Below are 22,455 nucleotides of genomic sequence, written 5' to 3' on the forward strand. Positions count from 1 at the left end.
GAATGCTAAAAAAGCAAGCGATTGAAACAAACCTGCGCGATGAAATGATTGAGGTAACAAATGATGTTCAAGACTTTGTTAATGAATTAGCTATTAAAGAAGGGACTGTTTTGATCTATTGTCCACATACAACTGCAGGGATTACGATAAATGAAAATGCGGATCCCGATGTAAAAAGTGATATGCTAAGACGCTTTGATGAAATGTTCCCTTGGAATCTGGTAAAGGATATGCATGCAGAAGGAAATACAGCTGCACATATGAAGGCAAGTACTGTTGGCTCTTCTCAAACAGTTATTATTACAAATGGAAAATTACTTTTAGGTACATGGCAAGGCATTTATTTTTGTGAATTTGATGGACCCCGTAATAGACATTTTTATATGAAATGTATGTAGAAAAACGGAGGGAAAGAACGCAAAGTTATATAGCTCCGGGTGCGTTACTTTCCCTAACCATTTTGAGAACTGAGTAACACGTGGATGCGATTTTTGTTGTACTGCTCGTAATCCAAGTATTGTCTTAATTTCGTCAATTTTTTGAAGAAGGGGTAATTAAGCATAAGAGTAAAGCTCTGTTGTACTGACGCTGATTGCTTCTCTATCATGCTTTAGACCTTTTACCTCTTTTTGTAAAAGTGCTAGGTTTCTTCTAAGTTTATTTAACATCACATCAACTTGTTTTTCCTGCAACGTTACTTGACTTGTTATATCAGTAATTACTTGCTGGACGGCCCAATCACTAAAGATGTCATCAAGAAAGTAATCAGCAAATTTCAGAAATCCCGATATATCTACATTTAGTTCTTTCCACACATGACCAATATCGATTAATTCTTTATGAAATTCAACAAGCTTTGTCTGAACGTCACTTATAATACTTGTTGCTTCTTCTAAATGGTTGTGTTTTATTGCACTTGAAATCATACCACCTCCAAGTAGATCGAATGTTCCCCAATTACTGGCATTTTTTAAAGCGGATTTTGCTTTCCCTAACGAATGTATAACAACCTCTCCTGCAATGATTGCTTCCTCATACTCTTGTATCTGTGCCGTTTTCTGATATTCTGCATTTAACAATGAATGAATTTTGAAACTAGATTCACGGTCAATCGACAGTAGGAGTTGTTCCTTTTTGGCTAAAACAAGATTGTATTGATGATTGACATCGCTCAAATTTCCCTTTTTGCCTTTAATTCTTTTTCTTTATTTAAAATGGTAGCTATTTCTTTGGCTAATAAATCTACTTTCACACGAACTGCTACATATTCTCTCTCTTCTTTATCTAGCTTTTCTAATTTTTTTCCACTAATCGAATAGAGTATATTTGATAGTGTAAACTGGTTCAGCCTGTCAACATCTCTTTTTTCTGCTGCTAGTCTAACCATGAATTGATCTCTCACTTTTTCTTTTTCGATTCTAGTTTCTTCATATTCGGTTAGTTGTCTCGTGAATTTATTTAAGGTTTTCTTTTGCTGGTCTAAATTTATTAATTGCCTTGTGAATTCTTCAATCAATTTGTTCGCCTCCAACACCATTTTATAAAAGGAAGTACGTATTAGAAAGCGTTTGGTTTCATTTTTCATTCAAGTGCGCTTAAACATCGATCGACTTTTGCACGTCACAAAATGCATGAGAACCAATTTTAGCAACTACCCGATTATAGGTGATAAAATTAGGAGTTCCACTTCGTTCATGAGATTGATTTGCAAACTGGTACAGGTAGCGGTTATCTATTCGCGTCACTTGTGATAATAGATAGGAAGATTCTGTTGCATTAGGCTTTCTCCGTTTATTTAATGCTTCAATGATCCCTTCGGCTGTTTTAATACCTATACCATGGCCATAATATAGACCATTACCTAAATCAATCGCATTTTCACCCCGCCATTGTGACTGGTTTGGATCAAATTCTGGATTATTAAAATATAAACAATCACCTGGTAAGTAATCATTTCCGGTCTTTGAGAATATCGGTAAATCCTCGTCTGATTGCCAATCGCGTAAATACATTCCTTGATAGATACGATTAAATTGGTCGAGATTAATAGAGTCAAGAACGGCTTTATAAAACAATATGACAATTGCTGTGGCACATTCAAAACTGTATAAAGGACCATTTTCAAAGATATCACGAATCGCATCAGATGGAATTACCCCAGTCTTAAGTTTAAATCCACCCTGTTCTGTTAATTGCCAATAGGTTTTGTTACACCGAGCATTTGCAAAGGTTGAAAATCTGGCTTTGCTTGAAAATAATAATCTTGATGCTTGAATAATGGATTGACGAAGATGAAGTACAAAGTGAAAATGGTCAACATTAATAAAAGAATAAGTCTCCTGATAACGACTCATTCGTTCAATCATTTCAGTTTCTTCAGCGGTCAAAGTTGAGGAAGTTAATTGAGTAGTAGTGAACAAATGATGATTAATTAAAATCATACTATCCCACCCTTTTGGTTTAGTTAACGTATTATATGGTTTCGTAAGTGAAGATAGAAATAGAAAACCAATTTATAAAAGAATAGCTTTGTTAAAAACCTCAAACATAAACAAATGGATGAGTACATACTTGTACATATTTAGTCAGTTCCATTAGGTCTTTTTCGACATGCTTCGTTTATCTATTTTCCCTTTCACCAACTTATTTTTATAATTGACAGGAGGTAACTAGCGTTTTATAGTTAAATAAGTGAATAGTTAAACTGTTTAACTAAAATAAAGGTGGTTCTATGTATGGAAGAAAAACAGATAGAAACGCTGATTAATCGCTACCTATCAGTGTCCTTTTCGGTCACTAAAAAGGGTGGAAATTTAATTAAGGAAAGCATAGGTGACTTTATTACATATGATCAGCATTATACATTACGGTATATTCATCTTGCTGGGACCTGTACGTCCACTGAGTTAGCTGATGCCTTTGACGTGAAGAAAAGTGCTATTACTGCGATTATCAATCGCTTAACTGAAAAGGAACTTATTAAGAGAACACGTGATGAAAAAGACCGCCGTGTTATTTATTTAACATTAACGGATAAAGGTAGCAAATTTTATATAAAGACAGAAAAGAAGATTCAAAAATTAGTTGAGTCGTTTATTACTAGTTTTGAAGAAAGTGAAATCATCGCTTTTATTGAAACATATGAAAAGTTAAATACTGTATTAGTCAATCTTAAAGACTGTAAAACGGAGGAATAGCTGTACCGCGTATAGAGTCTTGGGTAAAACAGTGTACGGTTAATCAACTGTTTTATTGTTAAGAATTAGAAAATAAATATCCTATACTATTATTCAATTACACTAGGAAAAGGGATGGTTTTTTCTTGATTTCACCAAAGGCAGATGATAAAATTTAAGTGATTATTTTTGTTCGGATAAGGATAAAAGATGGAAATTACTTTTGCTTTAAAAGGTTCCGCTTAAAACGATCATTGTCTAGCAAGAATAGTAAATAATACAAGGTGGATCTATACCACGCTCAGGAGGAAAAACAATGTTAGAAGGTAAAGTTAAATGGTTTAATTCAGAAAAAGGTTTTGGATTTATTGAAGTAGAAGGACAAGAAGATGTATTCGTTCACTTCTCTGCAATTCAAGGCGAGGGTTTCAAGACTCTAGAAGAAGGCCAAACCGTTACTTTTGAAGTTGAGCAAGGAGCTCGTGGACCACAAGCTGCTAACGTACAAAAATAAGGATAATGCTGCAAATGCAGCTCCAAAAAAGACTCCGATTACGGGGTCTTTTTTTAGAATGAACAAATCTTCTTCCTAAACTTTGCTATTTGTAGGTACTCGTCATCCTTTACCGATATACTTGAAATTAATCACTCATTCACTATACTGAGAGGGTAAGACAAACAACAATCATTTCGAAAACAGCCACTCAGTAAAATGATTAACGTAACGAAATAGGTAAAGAATGTAGATAACTGAGATTATTAATAAATCCACATTACATATAAATGAAGTATGTTTTCGCAAAGGTTGTTTTTGGTGAAAAACTCTTTTCTAAAAGTTTGTTGCGCTATGATCTAAATTGAAGCTATGTCAAAGGGATATTAGAGTAATTTAGCGAAAAGAGCACGAAGATATCTTTAATACGTGTACATCAGTACTTTGTACGGAAAACAACAAACTTTGCGAAAACAGCCTTGTGAAAAGTAAAGATTTACATATCTAGATCTATCATGGGGGTCGTACTCTTCTCCTAGTACAACAAACTTATAGAAAAGAGCATAAATGAAAAATGTTGTAATACATACAATCAATGCAATTTAACGGTAGGTGAAAAAAGTGAGAGTTTTAGTCATTGAAGATAATCCAAGTGTTTGTTCTATGCTTGAGATGTTTTTTTCGAAGGAAGGAATTTCAGGTGAATTCGTCCATGATGGATTGAAAGGATACGAGAGTTACAAAGACAATCCCTGGGATTTGATCATCGTAGATTGGATGCTACCTGGTATGGATGGCGTAACTCTTTGTAGAAAAATTAGAGAAGAAAAGAGTTCGATTCCAATCATAATGCTAACAGCTAAGGATAGTGAGTCAGATCAAGTTCTCGGACTAGAGATGGGGGCAGATGATTATGTGACAAAGCCTTTTAGTCCACTAGCCTTAATGGCAAGGATTAAGGCGGTAACTCGTCGCTATCAGATTGTTGAAAGTGTTCAGACAAGCAATTCAGAGTTTTTAATCACTGAACATTTTAAAATTAGTCAATTATCCAGAGAAGTCTATTTACAAGAACGGAAAATTACAAATTTAACTCCTAAGGAATTTGATCTTCTTTACTTTTTTGTTAAGAATCCACATCAAGTATTTACACGTGAGCAACTGTTAGAACAAGTTTGGGGTTATCAGTTTTACGGAGATGAGCGTACAGTTGATGTCCATATTAAACGCTTAAGGAAAAAAGTTGAAACTCCGAGTCTGCCCTTTTTCCATACAGTTTGGGGAGTGGGCTATAAATTTGATGAATCGATTGAAATAGATGAGAATTAAATACATTTATCAACTATTTATCAGTCATATTAGTATATTAATTATTGCATTTATTATTTTGAGTCTGCTGTTTGCCCATTTTTTAGAAAATATGGTTTATGAAAACAAGGTAAATGAATTGACCGATTATGGTGAGAATATTTTAAATGATTTTGAGCAGACCGGACAGGAATATATTTTTACGCAATACAATTATGTATTAAGTTCGCAAAATGTCTTTTTTAGTATTTTTGATCAGCAAGGTCGCATTGTTTATCCTTTGTCAGATCGTACACCAACAACTAGGATTACAGAAGAAGATTGGAATAAGCTTTCAAATGGAGAGAAAATTGTCACAAAACACAATATCAAATGGGCAGATCAAGAGGTCTCGTTAGTAGCATTACCTTATATCGGAAGCGAAGGTTTGGGTGGTGGGATCTTACTGATTTCCCCTATTAGTGGTTCCAGAGAAATGATTAGTGAAGTGAATCAATACCTTCTTTATACGGTACTCATTGCTTTATCTGTCTCATTTTTATTAAGTTGGATTCTATCAAAAATTCATGTTAAACGAATCCAAAATATAAGAAAGGCAACATCTAAAATTGCTAAAGGTGATTTCGATGATGCTCATATTCCTGCCTCTAATTTCGATGAAATTGCCGAAATGGCTAGCGATTTTAATGAAATGATTGATCAATTAAAATCACAGAATGTAGAAATCGAAACTCTAGAAAAACGACGTAGGCAATTTATTGCTGATGTTTCACATGAACTTCGAACCCCTTTAACGACAATAAGCGGTGTGATAGAAGGACTTAAAAACAATATGATTGAGGATGATGAAAAGGAAAAAGGAATCCATTTAGTTAGTCAAGAAACAAAGCGATTAATTCGACTTGTAAACGAAAATTTGGATTATGAAAGAATCCGATCAAATCAAGTAAAACTTGTTAAAGAAAAGATAGAATTAGTAGAAGTACTCGAGGTGATTAGAGATCATTTATTCGTCCAGGCAGAAGAGAAAAATATCCAGCTAATCATTGAAGCAGAAGCAAATAGTATAATTGTGGCAGACTATGACCGCCTTATTCAAATTCTCATTAATATTACGAAAAATAGTATTCAATTTACAAATCAAGGTGCAGTTTGGCTCCGTGGTAGACAAACCAATGAAGAAACTGTTATTGAGATTGAAGATAACGGAATTGGTATGGATAAAGAGGAGATTGAATCCGTTTGGCGGAGATTTTATAAAGCTGATTTATCAAGAACAAGTAACCAATTTGGTGAATTTGGTTTAGGTCTATCAATTGTTAAACGATTAGTAGAGATGCATAAAGGGAAAATTGAAATCAAAAGCGAACAAAATAAAGGCACTAAATTTACGATTTCTATTCCGATAAAGGACGAAAAACAATCGTAATTTGATACAAAATGAGCTATTTTTATTTTTTTTTCCATTTGTTCATAGTTTATTCATATCTTTTTGGTATGATAGAAGCATGGTAACAGAATAGACTTTCTAAATGAGGAGACATAATTTAAATGGGAAAATTACTTTCAAGTAAAAAAACAATTGGTATTTTAGCTATCCTTGTAGTAGTGGCTGTTGCAATTTTCATCTTTCTCTCAATGAGAAGTGAAGTTGTAGCAAAAATCGGGGATGAATCTCTTACAAAGGATGACTTATATACATTTTTTGTTGAGCAAAATGGTGATGTAGCTGTAGATACCCTTATTACGAAAAGCTTAATCGAACAAGAAGTTAAAAAGGAAAAAGTATCTGTTTCTGATAAAGAAGTAGATGAAGAAGTTAAAACATTAATCGAAGCTTATGGTGGGGAAGAAGCGTTTAATGCCCAACTACAACAAGCAGGTTTAACTAAGGAAGATTTAGAAGTAGATGTGAAAACAAATCTTCAAATCGAAAAGTTACTTGAACCAACGATCAAAATAACAGATAAAGAAATGCAAACATTTTTTGATGAAAACAAAGAAACGTTTGCTAAAGCGAAACAGGTTAAAGCAAGTCATATCTTAGTAGAAGATGAAGCAACAGCCAAAGAAGTGAAGAAGAAGATAGATGATGGCGGTGACTTTGCTGAATTAGTAAAAGAATACTCAACAGATCCAGGTACAGTTGAGGCCGGTGGAGATTTAGGGTTCTTTGGAGAAGGAAGTATGGTTCCAGAATTTGAAGCTGCAGCATTTTCAATGGAAATTGACGAAATCAGTGATCCTGTAAAAACAACGCATGGCTACCATATAATAAAAGTAACGGATAAACAAGAGGCAGTTGAGGCAAACTTTGATGACAGTAAAGAACAAATCAAAGACCAACTCTTCCAACAAAAATTCCAAACGGAATATCCGAAATGGTTAGAAAAGAAAAAAGAAGAATATAAAGTTAAAAATAATTTAAGTAAAGATAAAGAAGAAACAGCTGATACCGCAAGTGAAGAAAAAAAGTAATACCGAAAAATAAAAAAGTGGTTTTGCGGACTCTAAATAGGGTCTGCTTTTTTGTCGTTTTAACTAGAATGCCTGTCTAAAGAAAAAATAAGGTAGGCTATTTTGAAACAAATGAACTCCCTCTAGCGTCTGAATAGTTAGAATGGATTAGTAGAGGTGGGTTTATCAATGAAAAAAGGAATGTCATATTTATCGGTATTAATTTGGACCAATGTCATCCTATTAACCTCGTTGATTTGGTGTTTATACAAAATTAAAAACTAATGGTATACTATTCATTATCGATTTATTCAGAATATTTACTATTTAAATCAAAGGAAAGGGGATAATAGATATGACATTGAGTATAGAAGAAAAAGGTTATTTTGGTGATTTTGGTGGTAGCTTCGTACCGGAGGATCTAAAAAATGTTTTAAGAGTGCTAGATGAAAACTTTGAAAAATATAAAAATGATCCTACATTTATCAGTGAATTTGATTATTATATGAAGGAATACATTGGTCGTGAAAATCCGTTAACATTTGCGGGAAATTTAACTAAGCAAGTTGGTGGAGCAAAAATCTACTTAAAAAGGGAAGATTTAAATCATACGGGTGCTCATAAAATTAATAATGCAATCGGCCAGATATTACTAGCTAAACGTATGGGGGCAACACGCATTATCGCTGAGACTGGGGCAGGTCAACATGGTGTAGCTACTGCCACAGCCTGTGCAATTGTAGGTGGCATGGATTGTACGATTTACATGGGGAAATTAGACACTGAAAGACAGTCCCTTAATGTATTTCGTATGCAGTTATTAGGTGCAAAGGTTATTCCTGTAGAAAAGGGACAAGGTAGGCTAAAGGATGCGGTAGATGAAGCATTAAATGATCTTGTTGAAAACTATCAACAGACGTTTTATCTTTTAGGCTCAGCCGTAGGGCCTCATCCATTTCCGACAATGGTGAAGCATTTCCAAGCAATTATTAGTGAAGAATCAAAAAGGCAGATTCTAGAAAAAGAAGGTAAGCTTCCAAAAGCAGTTGTCGCATGTGTTGGTGGCGGGAGTAATGCGATTGGTTCTTTTGCCCATTATGTTGATGAAGAAACTGTTCGGTTAATTGGTGTCGAACCAATTGAAGCAGCAACCTTAACACAAGGTACACCTGCGATTATTCATGGTTTTAAATGTTTGACACTATTGGACGAAAATGGTGAACCACTACCAACCTATTCAATTGCTGCCGGACTAGATTATCCTGGAATCGGCCCAGAACATAGCCATTTAAAAACGATAAATCGTGCAGAGTATGTAACTGTAAGTGGACAAGAAGCCCTTGAAGCTTTTCAAATTCTTTCTAAAGTAGAAGGGATTATTCCGGCCCTCGAAAGTGCTCACGCCATTGCCTACGCAATGAAACTAGCAAAACAACTTGATCGTGAAGATGTGATCATCATTAATCTTTCTGGTAGAGGGGATAAGGATGTCGAGCAGGTCTATAACATGCTCAAGTCTGAATAACATGTGCTAACAAATTTGAGGGTGACTTAGGTCATTCTCTTTTTGTGTTTAAGTCCAATTCATACACAAGGATATAAAATGCTCATGTGCTTGTAGATGGTCTAAAATTTATTGGGACTGATCAAGCGATTACGCTTTGTTCTTTTGGTTAGTTTTCGATGATTGAAAGTTAAAAACATTATTTGCATACTCATTAAGCATTCTTTTATCGAGGAATAAATATTATTTTATAAGGTATGGCATAGGCGCCTAAAAGGAATTCTATTAACGTAAAAAGGATTCGGCAAATAAGGGAGTTTTTTTATGCGTGATGTTAAAATGGTTGATATTTTCAACCATCATATTGCTCGGAAATATGTAACCCGTTCTGGTTTGTCTCATGCTATTGCTGTTTCTTATCATTCTTTTCGTTTTGCGAATGAAAAGGGATTGGACGTTGATAGTGCTGCAAAGGCAGGTTTTCTTCATGATATTGGCCATTATACCTGGTATAAGGATGGGAAGTGGGACTATGATTTGTATAAACAGAATGATATTCATGCTGTCAAAGGAGCGGAACGAGCTCATAAATTATTAATTCGCCTTGGGGAAAATCCCGTCAAAGCGAAAGAAATTGCATTAGCTATTTTATTCCATACCGATTCTTTTTTACCAGGGGGAACGATCATTCGGACACCTCTACAGGATGTGATAAAGTGGGCAGATGAAAAAGATGAAGAAGAAGGGGGATTCCATCACACCCGTACGCTAAGTGAAAAACGGGCATTGGAAAGTTTAAAGAGACTAGACCAAAGGATTGATTATTACAATCAATGCTAATGGGTGGGGAGAGGTGGTTTCTAGTATCTTACCGCTTTTTACTTGTTATTGATTTTGTTCGCAACTAGAATATCAATAAAGGAGCTAATTTATAATTTGGTTGCTTTTGAAATGTTGATACCATTAAAGGGAAAGTGTCTAAGGATCAGTAAGAAACAACTTTTATGAATCATCAAGCAAATGAATAAGGAGGTAAAAAATGAAACCACGAATTACCGTTATTACGCTAGGTGTAGATGATTTGGAAAGGTCGTTGGACTTTTACCGTGACGGACTAGGTCTACCGACACAAGGGATAGTTGGCAAAGAATTTGAGCACGGCGCCGTAGCATTTTTTGACTTACAAGCAGGGGTAAAGCTAGCAATTTGGAATCGAAAAGATCTTGCCCATGAAACAAAGGTACCTTTGACAGGGTCAAGCCCAACCGAATTTACTCTCGGTCATAATGTACATAGTAAAGAAGAAGTGGATCAAGTTATGAATCTTGCAAAACAGGCGGGAGCTACTATAAATGACCCTGCACATGAAACATTTTGGGGAGGATACTCTGGTCACTTTCAAGACCCAGATGGACATTTGTGGGAAGTGGTGTGGAATCCACAATGGGATTTTGGGGAATAAAGCATCCCGCTTTTTAGATGATGAGGCAGTGGATTAGATGATTCAAACGTTTATTGTGCTAAAAATGAATAAAAGAAAAGGTCCTAATTGGTCCTTTTCTTTTACAAAATTAGTATGTAGGTGATTTCATAACAAGTCCTAACTTATCCCCACTTCGCACCCCACATTTTCATTTCCTTTAGCAATTTATTAAGAGAGTGTCCCTTTTCAGTTAAGGTATATTCAACTGTAACTGGAACAGTCGCAAAAGTTTCTCGTGTTAACACATCATGATTTTCTAAATGACGGAGTGTGTCTGTTAACGCTCTTGGGCTTACTTTTGGAATGGAGCGTTGCAATTCACTAAAGCGTCTTGTTCCGTCAAAAAGTTCTTTAATCACTAGAAAAGACCATTTGCCACCTATAATATCTAATGATTTTTCAATTGAGCATTCTATCTGTAGTTCATCCAATTTTTCCATTATATCCTCCTTTATAGCTGCTATATATTTTATAGTAACTACCATAGTTTTTATTATATCAATAATATTTCAGTACTTGTATACACTTTTCAAACAACTTATAATTCACAAGTGAATAACAGTTTGAAAAAAATAAGGGAATTTATTAAGTATAAATAGAAAAAGGAGATGGGAGCATGAAATACAGACGTGTAGGAAGATCAGGGTTAAAAGTTAGTGAGGTAAGCTTAGGAAGTTGGCTCACTTTTGGTGGATCAACTGAAAAGGAAATAGCGATCAAAACAATTGAAACCGCTTATGATTTAGGGATTAACTCATTCGATACAGCAAATGTATATGCTAGAGGAGAATCAGAAAAGGTTGTTGGTGAGGCACTTAGCAAATATGACCGTGAGTCGTATGTATTGGCAACAAAGGTGTTTGGACAAATGGGGGATGGTCCAAATGATCAAGGTCTTTCAAGAAAACATATTTTTGAACAGCTTCATGCTAGTTTAAAGCGTTTAAATATGGATTATATAGATATCTATTACTGTCATCGTTATGATAAGGAAACACCAGTTGATGAAACATTAAGAACGATAGATGATATGATTCGCCAAGGGAAAGTTTTGTATGCTGGCGTTAGTGAATGGACAGCACAACAAATACAAGAGGCTGTTGGGACAGCTGATAAGTATCTATTAGACCGGATTATTGTTAATCAATCAAACTATAATATGTTTCACCGCAATATAGAAAGCGAAGTCCTACCAGTAAGTGAGCAGCATGGTATTAGTCAAATTGTTTTCTCTCCACTAGCACAAGGCGTGTTAACAGGTAAATATAGTTTAAGTAATCGTCTACCAGAGGGAAGTCGAGCGACAGACCCTAATTCTAATATGTTTATGAATCAATTTCTAAATGATGAAACACTTGTAAAGGTAGAAAAATTAGCTGGAATTGCCAATAACCATTCAATTAGTTTAGCTCAATTAGCAATTGCATGGATTCTACGTCAGCCAGGAGTTGCGAGTACATTAGTAGGAGCAACAAAACCACAGCAAATCATTGAAAATGTCAAGGGTGTTGGGGTAACACTAACGAGCGACGTTATCGTAGAAATTGAGAATATACTCGAGTAAGGGAGTCATTCATTTAAAAAAAGTAGCAGTCACCGGAGAAATGGTTACTAGGGCATTCAGTGGTCAAGGAGTTTTTAGATAGCGGTTATGTTGGAGAGATGTGACCGTTGAGTAAAAAGAAACGAAGGACTTGGCAGATTGCTAGGTCTTTGGCTTTTTCTAAGGCTGCTTTTACTAACAATGACTTTGTATGAAAATAACAATCACCTATTCTATAGAAGAAGTTAGCGGAATAGCTGTATGAATGATTCATGCCAAACCAATTTGCTTTCTAGTCCCAATATATATTAAACTGTGAAGGGATAAATCGTGTATATCGTGCTAGTTTAATTTAATAGCCGCTATATTTACATGTTATTGCTTATGTACGGATACATATAGATTGATCTTCTGCAATATATAAAAATCGCTCAACTAAGAGAGGAATAACTACATGCTACATGAATTCACACTTAATATACCGTATAAAAATATTGATGAATACACGGACAAGCTAAATGTTGCAGGGATTTATAACTTGTATTATGAATCACCAATTGAAATTATCAAAGTCCAAAATGGATATGGATACGAAGAAAAAGCAGATCAGCAAATAGATTTGAAAATTTACTCTAGTGATCTTGAAGTAGAGAACTTACCCGAGGCATACTTTTCACTACTAGAAGAAACATTATCAATTAGCAGGGATGAGATTCAATATATCTCAAAGGCTGAAGTGAATTGGGAGCAATCATATAAATTTGAAGATATCGATTTAGGAAATGGCTGGGTCATCGCATATCCTGATTTTAAAGCACAGTATGTGGATAAAAATGTGCTCAAGTTTGATCCACTAGCCGCATTTGGTACAGGTCTTCATGATACAACACAAGGCTGTTTACGAATGATTATTGAAAAGGATTTATCTGGACAAAGTGTTCTCGACTTAGGAACGGGTTCTGGAATGTTAACAATTGCTGCATCACTAAAGGGTGCTGATAACGTTATTGCAGTGGATTATGAAGATGTTGCAAGAGAACTATACCATAATGCAAAATTAAATAATCTCACAAATAAACTTGAGGTTGTACAAGCTGACTTAATTACTGGAGATTATACAATTGATGAAAATTATGATTTGATTTTGATCAATATCGGTGCTAACGAAACAATGAGTATTTTGAAAAAACATGAGCTATTAAACAACAGCAACCATTTTATCATTTCAGGTTTAGTAGAATGGCATATTGACCCATTAATTGAAGTTTTTCAAGCAGGTGGATTTTCAATCGAGGAAAAGGCACAAACAAATGAATGGGTCACCATACACTTTGCTAAAGCGTAAAATGTACCAGATGCAAAAGCCACTTATATATGAGTGGTTTTTTAAATTGTACAAGCATAGATATCGGCTGCATTTATTAGAAAATATAAACATTGAGAATCCCTTAAGCCAAGTAATCCTATCAGATTTTAAAGTTTTTTTGATAAATTCATATTTGAAGGATATTGTCTAAGGTGAAACTATGATAAAATAAGGTATATTTTATTGTGAAAAGGAGCTAATTATGGAGAAAGTACTTATTTTTGGTCATAAAAATCCCGATACAGATACAATCTGTTCTGCAATTGCCTATGCTGAATTAAAAAATAAAATTGGTCAAAATGCAGAACCAATACGTTTAGGAGAGGTAAGTGGTGAAACACAATTTGCCTTAGACTATTTTAAAAAAGAAGCACCACGTTTAGTTGAAAAAGTAGCTAGCGAGACAAAAGAGGTTATTTTAGTTGATCATAATGAACGTCAACAAAGTGCCGATGATATTACTGAAGTTCGTGTCCTTGAAGTAATCGATCATCACCGGATTGCAAACTTTGAAACGAGTGACCCATTGTATTACCGTGCAGAGCCAGTTGGATGTACAGCTACTATTCTTAACAAAATGTATAAGGAGAACAGCGTTCAAATCGAGAAGGAAACTGCTGGATTAATGCTGTCTGCTATCATTTCTGATTCATTATTATTCAAATCTCCAACATGTACGCAAGAGGATATAGACGCTGCAAAAGAGTTAGCTGCTATTGCTGGGGTTGATGCAGATGTTTACGGATTAGATATGTTAAAGGCTGGAGCAGATTTAAGTGATAAATCTGTACAACAATTAATTTCTCTTGATGCGAAAGAATTTCAAATGGGCTCAAGTAAAGTGGAAATTGCTCAAGTAAATGCTGTTGATACAAACGATGTGCTTGTACATAAAGCAGAGGTTGAGGCAGCACTTTCAAGTGTCATTGCTGATAAAGGATTAGATTTATTCTTATTTGTTGTAACAGATATTCTTACAAATGATTCAGTTGCAGTTGCAATTGGTAACGAAGCAAGTAAAGTTGAACAAGCTTTCCATGTATCTTTAGACAACAACCAAGCTACACTTAAAGGTGTTGTTTCACGTAAAAAACAAATTGTACCTGTATTAACAGAAGCATTTACTAAGTAAATGGCAAAAAGTTATGTTAGAGCACCTAGTTCAAAGTGAACTGGGTGTTTTTTATTTGCCACTTTTGCTACTATCCTGTCTATTAAAGAGAGTAAGAACGTCTTTATTCTACCTAGAACTTTTTAAATTTTGCAGACTGAAAGCTGTCAGGTGTTAGATTATAGATTATCAAAAAAGTTGATAGATTAACTGGCGGGCACTAGTTACATTGTTAATAAATCTTTCTAAAGAAACAAGCATCAAGAGTAATTTCAATTGACACTTAAAAGGTTCAGAATTATATTTATTGTATAAAGTTATCGTTCACTTTATTTGTTTTTTAAAAATGACAGCGATAACAAAAAGTGCATAGTAAATTCAAACATGTAAAAATAGCTTGAAATATCAGGTTATGAACATTTGTCGAGTGTAGAGGAGTAAATACCAGTGGGGAATTTTGTATGGGGAGAAGCAACAAGCTAGAGATTGGACGATCGCATTTGGTGGCCGCTCATCTACATATCGATGAATTCGCTAGGATCATCTGAATTTATAGGAGGAAACTAATATGGCGTTAATTCAATGTCAATTTTATTCTGAGGTTCTGTCATTAAGTACATCTATGACAGTGATTTTGCCACAGCAAACAACTTCACAAATTGGTATGGAGAATAAGCAAATGGGAAATAAACATAAGACGTTATATCTTCTCCATGGTTTTAGTGATGATGATACGATTTGGACACGACGCACATCGATTGAACGGTATGTTGCTCCACTTGGACTTGCAGTCGTCATGCCTCAAGTCCATCAAAGTTTTTATACAGATATGAAATATGGTAATCGATATTGGACGTTTCTCACAGAAGAATTACCAGCGATCGCACAATCCTTCTTTCCCCTATCGGTGAAACGAGAGGATAACTTTGTAGCAGGATTATCGATGGGTGGATATGGTGCATTAAAATGGGCACTTCGTCACCCAGAAAAATTTGCAGCTGCTGCGACTTTATCTGGTGCTGTTGATATGGCAAACTGGATCAAACAAGAGGATCATCTGAATAATGTCTTTCAGTTAATTTATGGAAATGAGGACATTGAAAACACAGATAACGATCTGATGTGGTTACTAGAACAAGGTGAAAAAGCAACAGAACTGCCGAAACCAGCTATTTATCAATGCTGTGGTACAGAAGACTTTTTATATGAAAGTAATCTAACGTTTAAAGAAAAGTGTGAAAAAACCAGCTATCCATTAACGACAGATTTTGGACCTGGAGTACATGATTGGGAGTATTGGGATCGTAAAATTCAAGATGTATTGAAGTGGTTACCAATCGAGAAATAACAATATTTCAAAACAGGTTAGCAATTGTAATTGTGCTAATCTGTTTTTTGTTTGTTTAAAAGTACTGAGCTGAATGTGTAGGAAAGGAGAAAATCGTCAATAGATAGATTTTCTTAGCTGGATGAGAGATGACTCCTATATGTAGTAATAAGATGAAAGGTGGGTAGTAAAGACCAAACAAGGAAGCTAGCTACTAAAAACAGTGCCAGCTTCCTTGTTTAGTTTAGGTTATACTTATCCTTTAAGGAATCAGGTGCTATTTTGATCATTCTTTCTAGAATAAACGTTGCAATGACTATATCATCGACAAAGCCTAACACAAATAGAAAGTCGGGGATGATATCAAATGGGAAAAAGGCATATCCAAGGATCAATAATACTCCAATCGCCTTTTTATGCAGCTCCACTTCTTGTGTAAGAAAGAAGTCTTTCAAGAACGGGATAAATTTCCAAAATTTAAGGATGAATGTAAATCTTTTGAAAAAATTCAACATTCGTATCACCCCTTTTTAGGTCTAATAGTATATTCATTTCTTAAAGTAAGGCTGTTTTCGCAAAGGTTGTTGTTTTCCGTAAAAAGTACTAATGTACACGTTTTAAGAATTTCTTCGTGCTCTTTTTCCTAAATTACTCTGATAACCCTCTAGAGATCCTTCAATTTACATCATATAAATCCAAATGCCGATTTTTATAAGTACTATAGCAACAACCTTTTAGAAAAGAGCTTAAAGTAATTTACTCTAGTAGATTACCCTAAATTCACACAGTTTAGTAGTCTTAACTGTAAAACTCCTCTTTAAATGACCTGGATGATATCCTGATCTTTACTTTCCACTCCCTCATTAAAGGTTAGCCTTGTTTTAAAACGATAGGATATGGTGTCTGAAGAAACTGGTATCGTATCCGGCAATATAAATGTAAAAGATATAGTGTTAGATTCTTCTGAGTTTAAGAGTTTAGAAGATAAAATAGTTGCTGAATCAATGACCTTTTCTTTTCCAATCGTTTGATCTAACATGACTAGGTCACAATCAATTCGGTTGATTTGTTGTGCAATTGTTCCACCCTTAATAGAGAAGTGTCCGTTAATGCCATCCCCACGTTGGTATGTTTCTTTTGGTAGTATCAGATCAATTATTGCTGAACCTATTCCTAAAAGGGACATATATTTTCTCAGTAACATTTTTAGCCTCCTACTTTATTATTTTTTCGCACTATATTTTAAATCGATTCGTTTCTCAATTTTTTCTAATTTTTCTTTATCTTGTAGTATCTCTTCTTTATTTTTTTCCATTAAATCATTGAAAGTTGCTTTCTTCATTTTTAGGACTCCTTTGTCATTATCAAGCTTATTGTAATGAGAATTACTAGAAGTATTTAGCTCTCCATTTCTCATCTCGCGTACTTACTAAGTTTGTTTTTTTGAAACAAGTTTTCATTAATTGAATCGTATAATCAGAAAAGAGCTAAAAAAAACCTTTACCAATATGGTAAAGGTTTTTTGACAAAAATAATAAAGACCTTTACCATTTAGTAAAGGTCTTGCTAACAACGTTCTGTTGCCAATAAAGCCGAGAGTAGAATTACTCTGTATTGACGACTTTATTGTTAAAGCTACTCCCCTTTAGGAGATACGATTATTTAATTGTTCTCATTTTATAATACTTTTATTAATACGTCAATACACATCTGAACCATTTATTAGTGAAAATGTGACGGAATTAGTAATTTGATTAAGCTGTTTAAAGTTTGTTGCGATATTACTAAGTAATATCGGTCAGGTTAATAGGAAATCCTTGGATCTATTGGCCTTCTAAAGTATATTCAACAGCCTCTACTAACAAATCAATGATATGAATTGCTCGAACACTTTCCGATAAACCTTCGCGCTCTATTCCTAACTTGATCTGTAATAAACAGCCAGGATTAGCTGTAATAATGGTTGTTGCGGTTGTCGCTTTTGCCTCTTCCATTTTATGATCTAGTATCTGCATCGACATTTCAGACTCGACAATATTATAGATACCTGCTGAACCACAACATCGATCGGCATCCTTCATTTCTCGGAACTCGATACCCTCAATTGATTGTAAGAGAAGCCGTGGCTCAAGAGATGTATGCATAACATTTCGTAAATGACAAGAATCCTGATAGGTAATTACCTGTGGTGGTAGGTGTAGAGTGCGTTTATGAAATTCTAGTTCAACTAAGACACCTGAAACATCTTTCAGCTTATCAACAAATGATTGTGCACGGTCTTGCCATTCGGGATCATCTTTCAATAGATGGTTATAATCAATTAAAAATGCACCACAACCACCAGCATTTGTAATGATATAATCAATATCTAACTCTTCAAATGCTTTAATGTTCCGTTTTGCTAATTCTTTTGCACCACTTTTTTCACCGCTATGACCGTGTAGTGCCCCACAACATGCTTGATTGTTTGGTATAACTACTTCACAACCAGCTAATTGTAATAGTTTCATCGTGGAATTATTGGTGGATAAGAACATCGTATCCATCAAACAGCCTGAGAAAAAGGCTACTCGTTTTTTCAGTGTCCCCTGTGCATGAAGATGTGTAGGGCGGTTTTTCATTTGTTTCATTGTTGGTACTTTTGGTAGAACTTTTTCCATTGTTGCTAGGTTATTTGGCAAAAGATTTAATAAGCCTGTTTTCCGAGCGAAGGTTTGTAAACCTGACCGTTGATAGATTCCGAGAAAACCAGTTGCCATTATCATGCGGTTTTGATGAGGGAATAACTCTTCAAAAACGACTTTTTTAACAGCTCTAACAGGTAATGAATGCTTTTTATTTTGATTGATAATATCTCGAGCTTCTTCTAGCAAATGACCGTAATTGACTCCAGACGGGCAAACTGGCTCACACGCTCGACATCCTAAACAAAGCTCTAATGACCGTTCAACATCCTCGTCGGGTTCAATTAAACCATCAACGACACCCTTCATGAGGGCAATACGACCACGAGGAGAGTGAGATTCTTTAAACCCGGATTCTACATATGTTGGACAGGAAGGTAAACAAAAACCACACCGCATACAATTAAGAAGCTCGTCTTCATCCATTCGATCTTTAAAAAGTTGTTGGATTGTTTCACGTTCATTTATATTTGTCATCGAGTGACCACCACCCGTTTACGTGTTTCTTTTGCGAACACTTTGCCAGGATTCATAATATTGTTCGGATCAAAAGCATCCTTGATCCCTCTCATCGCTGCAATTCCTTCTTTTCCAAGCTTTAATTCAAGGTAAGGTGCTTTCATCACGCCAACACCGTGTTCACCAGTTATCGTACCGCCGAGCTCGACAGCTTTTTCAAATATCTCAGTAAAAGCTATTTCTACCCGTTTGATCTCATCAAGGTTTCGTGAATCAGTTAAACATGTAGGATGAAGATTTCCATCACCAGCATGGCCAAATGTGCAAATATCAAGGTTGTATTTTTTAGCAATATCACTAATTGCACGTACCATCTTTGCAATCTCGGAGCGTGGAACAGTTGCATCTTCTAAAATCGTTGTTGGCTTTAAACGAGCAAGCGCTGATAAGGCAGAACGTCTTGCTGTACGAAGAGCCATTGCCTGTTCTTCTGTTTCTGCTACTTGAACAGATATCGCATTTTCGGTAGAACAAACCTCTGTTATCCGTTTTATATCACGATCAACAACTTCTTTTGTACCATCTTGTTCGATTAATAATACAGCCTGGACATCGGTAGGCAATCCGATTTTTGCAAAATCCTCGACAACTTGGAGTGTAGGCTGGTCTAAGAATTCAAGTGTAGTGGGAATAATTTTATTGGCTATAATTTTTGATACAGCGCGAGCGGCAGCTTCAATGTCCTGATATAGTGCTAACATCGTTTTCTTTGTTTCAGGTATAGGTATCAATTTTAAGATTGCTTCTGTCACAATTCCTAATGTTCCTTCTGAGCCTACGAATAATCTTGTTAAATCATATCCTGCTACATCTTTTGCTAGTTTTCCACCTGTTTTGATTATGGAACCGTTAGCAAGCACGATTTCGAGACCGATAACATAATCTCTGGTAACCCCATATTTTAATCCACGTAAACCACCTGAATTTTCATTGATATTCCCTCCAATCGTTGATATTTTCATTGAACTAGGATCCGGAGGATAAAATAAACCTTTTGTTTCTACTGCGTTGATTAAATCTAACGTGACCACACCAGGTTGAACAGTTACAGTCAAATTCTCCTCATCAATTTCAAGAATCTTGTTCATTTGGTTAAACAAGAGAACAAGTCCACCCTCTGTGGGACAAGTACCTGCGCACAGATTAGTACCAGATCCTCTAGGTACGATGGGGATGTTATATTCATTACAAATTTTAACGATATCAGAAATCTCCTTTGTATCACGTGGAGAAATGACTCCATCTGGCATTGATTGGAACTGGGGTGTTGCATCATAGGAATATACAAGGCAGCCTGCCTTTGAATCATCAAAGTTCTCAGGGCCAACTACATTTAATAGTTTCGATTTTATTTGGCTTGTTATCATATAATCACACCTTAAACTTATTTATTTATCCTTGTACAATCTAATAGGTAAACTCTTACATTAGAATATATTTCAATACGAATTTAGTTACTCAAAAAACTTTTTAAATAACATGCATAATTAATAATGTTTGAAATAAAATTTCACTAATAGTATATTATTATTAAAATAATAAGTCAAAGAAGTTATAAGAGGTGACCTTAAATGGAATATTCGTTATTAGCAGTAGATCTAGACGGAACCTTATTAAACAAGGAACAGGAAATTGATTATCAATCTATTGAAGCAATCCGAAAATACTGTGCAAGTGGAGGGAAGGTTGTCATTTGTAGTGGTAGATCACCTTTATCTACTAGGTGGGTAGCAGAAACAATAGGATTAACTGATCCAATCATTGCCTATAATGGAGCAGTGATCCAAACAAATCATGGTGAAATGAAACAGTTGAGTAGTTTTGATAATAAAGCTGTAAGTACTTTACTAGAATTTTGCCTTGCATATGGTGTATACGCTCACTTTTATGAAGGAGATTCATTACTAGTTCCTGAAGAAAACCGTTGGAATAATCAATGGGTAGAAAAGAATATTCTATCTTTAAAAAAGACCGGTGGAAACCCGATTAATTGTAAAAAGTATCGTGAACAATGCTCCGTTAAATTGGTATCAGATTTAACAAGCTATATAACAGAAACCCAACCGAAAATTTCAAAAATAGCGGTATTTCATGAAGAAGATAATTTACTTGAATTTTCAAAGAAACTAGAGAGGCACTCAAAAGATTATGAGATATCAAGTAGTCTTGATTATTTTAATTTAGAAATCTCCCCATTTGGTGTTACAAAAGCTTCATCTTTAATTAAGCTAACCAATGAATTGGGTATTCCGTTATCAAAAGTTGCTGCTATTGGAGATAATTACAATGATTTGGACATGCTTAAAACTGCTGGGTTAGGTATAGCAATGGCTAATGCTCCTAGTTTAGTAAGGGAAGCTGCTAATGCAATTACGGAATCAAATAGTCAAGCTGGTGTAGCAAAGGCTATTTATCATTACATCCTCTAAAACAGTGATTGATATACGTTTCTCTCTATATATGAAATTATATTTTAATAAAATAAATTTTTATTGAAATAATATAACAGTTGGATTATACTACAGGTAGAAATAAACAACATGATTATTGGAGGTCGAATCTAGTGGATCAAAAATTGACATTATTAACAACAGAGTCACGAAATGACCGAACCATGCATATAGACACAGCGGATACGACAGAGATATTAAGAATAATGAATGAAGAAGATCAAAAGGTTGCTATAGCTGTTCAACAGGTACTTCCAGATATTGAAGTGACAGTGAATTTTGCTTTTAATTCGCTCAAAAGTGGGGGACGCCTTATCTATATTGGAGCTGGTACTAGTGGTAGACTTGGTGTTCTGGATGCAGTTGAATGTCCACCAACATTTAGTACAGATCCAAGCCTAGTTCAAGGTATTATGGCTGGAGGAGAGAAAGCATTTGTAAAAGCAGTTGAAGGTGCGGAAGATAAAGAAGAACTTGGAGAACAGGATTTAAGAGAGATTGACCTTAATTCCAAAGATACAGTTATTGGGATAGCTGCAAGTGGACGTACCCCCTATGTGATCGGTGCTCTAGCTTATGCGAGAAGTATTGGGGCGAAAGCGGTAGCACTATCTTGTAATGAAAACGCGCCGATTAGTGAAGTGGCAGATCATAGCATTGAAGTTATTGTGGGACCTGAAGTACTGACAGGATCAACAAGGTTGAAAGCTGCTACTGCACATAAAATGATATTAAATATGATTTCAACAACATCCATGGTCCAGCTTGGTAAAGCGTATGAGAATTTGATGGTGGATGTTAATGTGAGTAACTATAAATTAAAGGATCGTGCAATTAACATCATTCGTAAGATTACAAATGTTTCTTATGAATTGGCAAATGAAACATTGGAAGCTGCACGCAATGAAGTGAAAACAGCCATTGTGATGCTAGAAGCAAACAAGGATTATGAAGAAGCTAAATTACTTCTCGAAAGGTCCAATGGATATGTTAGAAAAGCAATTGAAATTAGTAAAGTATAAAGGAGAAAGATA

At 35.1% G+C, this 22,455-nt stretch carries 24 protein-coding genes; 15 read left to right on the forward strand and 9 right to left on the reverse strand.

The genetic code is table 11. The features are described from left to right. Positions 1-2 precede the first annotated feature (2 nt). Positions 3-398, forward strand: a complete 396-nt coding sequence (locus AC6CHR_RS12745) for a secondary thiamine-phosphate synthase enzyme YjbQ (protein ID WP_498249243.1) — start codon at positions 3-5, stop codon at positions 396-398. A gap of 156 nt (positions 399-554) precedes the next feature. On the opposite strand, the gene AC6CHR_RS12750 is transcribed toward AC6CHR_RS12745, so the two are convergent. From AC6CHR_RS12750 to AC6CHR_RS12760, 3 genes are all read right to left on the reverse strand, one after another. After that, positions 555-1,175 (reverse strand): hypothetical protein, encoded by a 621-nt coding sequence (locus tag AC6CHR_RS12750; RefSeq protein ID WP_498249245.1) that lies wholly within the window; start codon positions 1,173-1,175, stop codon positions 555-557. Beyond that, positions 1,172-1,516, reverse strand: coding sequence for a hypothetical protein (locus AC6CHR_RS12755; RefSeq protein WP_498249246.1), 345 nt, complete (start codon positions 1,514-1,516; stop codon positions 1,172-1,174). The genes AC6CHR_RS12750 and AC6CHR_RS12755 overlap by 4 nt, the downstream gene beginning before the upstream one ends. A 79-nt stretch (positions 1,517-1,595) precedes the next feature. Next, positions 1,596-2,441 carry a protein-glutamine gamma-glutamyltransferase gene (locus tag AC6CHR_RS12760; protein WP_498249248.1) on the reverse strand — a complete coding sequence of 282 codons (846 nt, stop codon included), beginning with the start codon at positions 2,439-2,441 and terminating at the stop codon, positions 1,596-1,598. 294 nt (positions 2,442-2,735) lie between these two features. On the opposite strand from AC6CHR_RS12760, the gene AC6CHR_RS12765 reads away from it, so the two are divergent. From AC6CHR_RS12765 to AC6CHR_RS12800, 8 genes are all read left to right on the forward strand, one after another. Then, positions 2,736-3,197, forward strand: coding sequence for a MarR family winged helix-turn-helix transcriptional regulator (locus tag AC6CHR_RS12765; protein ID WP_498249250.1), 462 nt, complete (start codon positions 2,736-2,738; stop codon positions 3,195-3,197). A gap of 295 nt (positions 3,198-3,492) precedes the next feature. Next, positions 3,493-3,690, forward strand: coding sequence for a cold-shock protein (locus AC6CHR_RS12770; protein WP_498249252.1), 198 nt, complete (start codon positions 3,493-3,495; stop codon positions 3,688-3,690). Positions 3,691-4,290: 600 nt separating this feature from the next. After that, complete coding sequence (locus tag AC6CHR_RS12775; RefSeq protein ID WP_498249254.1) at positions 4,291-4,998, forward strand: winged helix-turn-helix domain-containing protein; 708 nt, start codon at positions 4,291-4,293, stop codon at positions 4,996-4,998. After that, positions 4,988-6,406, forward strand: coding sequence for a sensor histidine kinase (locus AC6CHR_RS12780; RefSeq protein ID WP_498249256.1), 1,419 nt, complete (start codon positions 4,988-4,990; stop codon positions 6,404-6,406). Before AC6CHR_RS12775 ends, AC6CHR_RS12780 begins: the two co-directional genes overlap by 11 nt. Before the next feature lie 122 nt (positions 6,407-6,528). Further along, entirely contained in the window at positions 6,529-7,455 is a 927-nt protein-coding gene (locus tag AC6CHR_RS12785; protein ID WP_498249258.1) for a peptidylprolyl isomerase, read from the forward strand. A 334-nt stretch (positions 7,456-7,789) separates the two neighbouring features. Then, positions 7,790-8,959 carry a tryptophan synthase subunit beta gene (trpB, locus tag AC6CHR_RS12790; RefSeq protein ID WP_498249260.1) on the forward strand — a complete coding sequence of 390 codons (1,170 nt, stop codon included), beginning with the start codon at positions 7,790-7,792 and terminating at the stop codon, positions 8,957-8,959. Between the two features lie 303 nt (positions 8,960-9,262). Next, the gene (locus AC6CHR_RS12795) at positions 9,263-9,778 is read left to right on the forward strand and encodes an HD domain-containing protein (protein ID WP_498249262.1); all 516 of its coding nucleotides are present in this window, start codon (positions 9,263-9,265) and stop codon (positions 9,776-9,778) included. Positions 9,779-9,977: 199 nt separating this feature from the next. Beyond that, a complete protein-coding gene (locus AC6CHR_RS12800) occupies positions 9,978-10,400 on the forward strand; it encodes a VOC family protein (RefSeq protein WP_498249264.1) in 423 nt (140 codons plus the stop codon). Positions 10,401-10,543: 143 nt separating this feature from the next. Here the strand turns inward: AC6CHR_RS12800 and AC6CHR_RS12805 are convergent, their stop codons facing one another. After that, the gene (locus AC6CHR_RS12805) at positions 10,544-10,861 is read right to left on the reverse strand and encodes a winged helix-turn-helix transcriptional regulator (RefSeq protein ID WP_498249266.1); all 318 of its coding nucleotides are present in this window, start codon (positions 10,859-10,861) and stop codon (positions 10,544-10,546) included. Positions 10,862-11,037: 176 nt separating this feature from the next. Between AC6CHR_RS12805 and AC6CHR_RS12810 the strand changes: the two genes are divergently transcribed. The 4 genes from AC6CHR_RS12810 (at position 11,038) to AC6CHR_RS12825 (ending at position 15,789) form a co-directional block, all read left to right on the forward strand. Next, complete coding sequence (locus tag AC6CHR_RS12810) at positions 11,038-11,985, forward strand: aldo/keto reductase family protein (RefSeq protein ID WP_498249268.1); 948 nt, start codon at positions 11,038-11,040, stop codon at positions 11,983-11,985. Between the two features lie 433 nt (positions 11,986-12,418). Continuing rightward, on the forward strand, positions 12,419-13,309 hold the full coding sequence (locus AC6CHR_RS12815) for a 50S ribosomal protein L11 methyltransferase (protein WP_498249270.1): 891 nt from the start codon (positions 12,419-12,421) through the stop codon (positions 13,307-13,309). Positions 13,310-13,532: 223 nt separating this feature from the next. Further along, positions 13,533-14,462: a manganese-dependent inorganic pyrophosphatase gene (locus AC6CHR_RS12820; protein ID WP_498249272.1), complete on the forward strand. Its 930-nt coding sequence runs from the start codon at positions 13,533-13,535 to the stop codon at positions 14,460-14,462. 547 nt (positions 14,463-15,009) lie between these two features. Continuing rightward, positions 15,010-15,789: an alpha/beta hydrolase gene (locus tag AC6CHR_RS12825; RefSeq protein ID WP_498249273.1), complete on the forward strand. Its 780-nt coding sequence runs from the start codon at positions 15,010-15,012 to the stop codon at positions 15,787-15,789. 218 nt (positions 15,790-16,007) lie between these two features. Here the strand turns inward: AC6CHR_RS12825 and AC6CHR_RS12830 are convergent, their stop codons facing one another. The 5 genes from AC6CHR_RS12830 to glcD all read right to left on the reverse strand — a co-directional run bounded on the left by AC6CHR_RS12830 (position 16,008) and on the right by glcD (position 20,338). Next, on the reverse strand, positions 16,008-16,283 hold the full coding sequence (locus AC6CHR_RS12830; protein ID WP_498249275.1) for a YkvA family protein: 276 nt from the start codon (positions 16,281-16,283) through the stop codon (positions 16,008-16,010). Positions 16,284-16,585: 302 nt separating this feature from the next. Beyond that, entirely contained in the window at positions 16,586-16,972 is a 387-nt protein-coding gene (locus tag AC6CHR_RS12835; protein WP_498249276.1) for a sporulation protein, read from the reverse strand. Positions 16,973-16,990: 18 nt separating this feature from the next. Beyond that, a complete protein-coding gene (locus AC6CHR_RS12840; RefSeq protein ID WP_498249277.1) occupies positions 16,991-17,110 on the reverse strand; it encodes an FbpB family small basic protein in 120 nt (39 codons plus the stop codon). A 481-nt stretch (positions 17,111-17,591) separates the two neighbouring features. Then, positions 17,592-18,929, reverse strand: coding sequence for a (Fe-S)-binding protein (locus AC6CHR_RS12845; protein WP_498249278.1), 1,338 nt, complete (start codon positions 18,927-18,929; stop codon positions 17,592-17,594). Continuing rightward, positions 18,926-20,338 (reverse strand): glycolate oxidase subunit GlcD, encoded by a 1,413-nt coding sequence (gene glcD, locus AC6CHR_RS12850; protein ID WP_498249279.1) that lies wholly within the window; start codon positions 20,336-20,338, stop codon positions 18,926-18,928. The genes AC6CHR_RS12845 and glcD overlap by 4 nt, the downstream gene beginning before the upstream one ends. 204 nt (positions 20,339-20,542) lie before the next feature. Here glcD and AC6CHR_RS12855 point away from each other — a divergent pair, with 204 nt between their 5' ends. Next, positions 20,543-21,400, forward strand: a complete 858-nt coding sequence (locus AC6CHR_RS12855) for a Cof-type HAD-IIB family hydrolase (RefSeq protein ID WP_498249281.1) — start codon at positions 20,543-20,545, stop codon at positions 21,398-21,400. Between the two features lie 134 nt (positions 21,401-21,534). Further along, positions 21,535-22,443, forward strand: coding sequence for an N-acetylmuramic acid 6-phosphate etherase (gene murQ, locus AC6CHR_RS12860; protein WP_498249282.1), 909 nt, complete (start codon positions 21,535-21,537; stop codon positions 22,441-22,443). The last annotated feature ends 12 nt before the right edge of the window (positions 22,444-22,455 follow it).

This window comes from Metabacillus sp. GQ13 (assembly GCF_059758525.1).

What these genes read in the sequence shown, in the direction of transcription:
- AC6CHR_RS12765 (WP_498249250.1), top strand. Translation starts at nt 2,736, where the DNA reads ATGGAAGAAAAACAGATAGAAACGCTGATTAATCGCTACCTATCAGTG.
- AC6CHR_RS12785 (WP_498249258.1), top strand. Translation starts at nt 6,529, where the DNA reads ATGGGAAAATTACTTTCAAGTAAAAAAACAATTGGTATTTTAGCTATC.
- AC6CHR_RS12745 (WP_498249243.1), top strand. Translation starts at nt 3, where the DNA reads ATGCTAAAAAAGCAAGCGATTGAAACAAACCTGCGCGATGAAATGATT.
- AC6CHR_RS12830 (WP_498249275.1), bottom strand. Translation starts at nt 16,283, where the DNA reads ATGTTGAATTTTTTCAAAAGATTTACATTCATCCTTAAATTTTGGAAA.
- AC6CHR_RS12840 (WP_498249277.1), bottom strand. Translation starts at nt 17,110, where the DNA reads ATGAAGAAAGCAACTTTCAATGATTTAATGGAAAAAAATAAAGAAGAG.
- AC6CHR_RS12845 (WP_498249278.1), bottom strand. Translation starts at nt 18,929, where the DNA reads ATGACAAATATAAATGAACGTGAAACAATCCAACAACTTTTTAAAGAT.
- AC6CHR_RS12810 (WP_498249268.1), top strand. Translation starts at nt 11,038, where the DNA reads ATGAAATACAGACGTGTAGGAAGATCAGGGTTAAAAGTTAGTGAGGTA.
- AC6CHR_RS12835 (WP_498249276.1), bottom strand. Translation starts at nt 16,972, where the DNA reads ATGTTACTGAGAAAATATATGTCCCTTTTAGGAATAGGTTCAGCAATA.
- AC6CHR_RS12780 (WP_498249256.1), top strand. Translation starts at nt 4,988, where the DNA reads ATGAGAATTAAATACATTTATCAACTATTTATCAGTCATATTAGTATA.
- trpB (WP_498249260.1), top strand. Translation starts at nt 7,790, where the DNA reads ATGACATTGAGTATAGAAGAAAAAGGTTATTTTGGTGATTTTGGTGGT.
- AC6CHR_RS12805 (WP_498249266.1), bottom strand. Translation starts at nt 10,861, where the DNA reads ATGGAAAAATTGGATGAACTACAGATAGAATGCTCAATTGAAAAATCA.
- AC6CHR_RS12825 (WP_498249273.1), top strand. Translation starts at nt 15,010, where the DNA reads ATGGCGTTAATTCAATGTCAATTTTATTCTGAGGTTCTGTCATTAAGT.
- glcD (WP_498249279.1), bottom strand. Translation starts at nt 20,338, where the DNA reads ATGATAACAAGCCAAATAAAATCGAAACTATTAAATGTAGTTGGCCCT.
- AC6CHR_RS12815 (WP_498249270.1), top strand. Translation starts at nt 12,419, where the DNA reads ATGCTACATGAATTCACACTTAATATACCGTATAAAAATATTGATGAA.
- AC6CHR_RS12800 (WP_498249264.1), top strand. Translation starts at nt 9,978, where the DNA reads ATGAAACCACGAATTACCGTTATTACGCTAGGTGTAGATGATTTGGAA.
- AC6CHR_RS12795 (WP_498249262.1), top strand. Translation starts at nt 9,263, where the DNA reads ATGCGTGATGTTAAAATGGTTGATATTTTCAACCATCATATTGCTCGG.
- AC6CHR_RS12770 (WP_498249252.1), top strand. Translation starts at nt 3,493, where the DNA reads ATGTTAGAAGGTAAAGTTAAATGGTTTAATTCAGAAAAAGGTTTTGGA.
- AC6CHR_RS12855 (WP_498249281.1), top strand. Translation starts at nt 20,543, where the DNA reads ATGGAATATTCGTTATTAGCAGTAGATCTAGACGGAACCTTATTAAAC.
- AC6CHR_RS12820 (WP_498249272.1), top strand. Translation starts at nt 13,533, where the DNA reads ATGGAGAAAGTACTTATTTTTGGTCATAAAAATCCCGATACAGATACA.
- AC6CHR_RS12760 (WP_498249248.1), bottom strand. Translation starts at nt 2,441, where the DNA reads ATGATTTTAATTAATCATCATTTGTTCACTACTACTCAATTAACTTCC.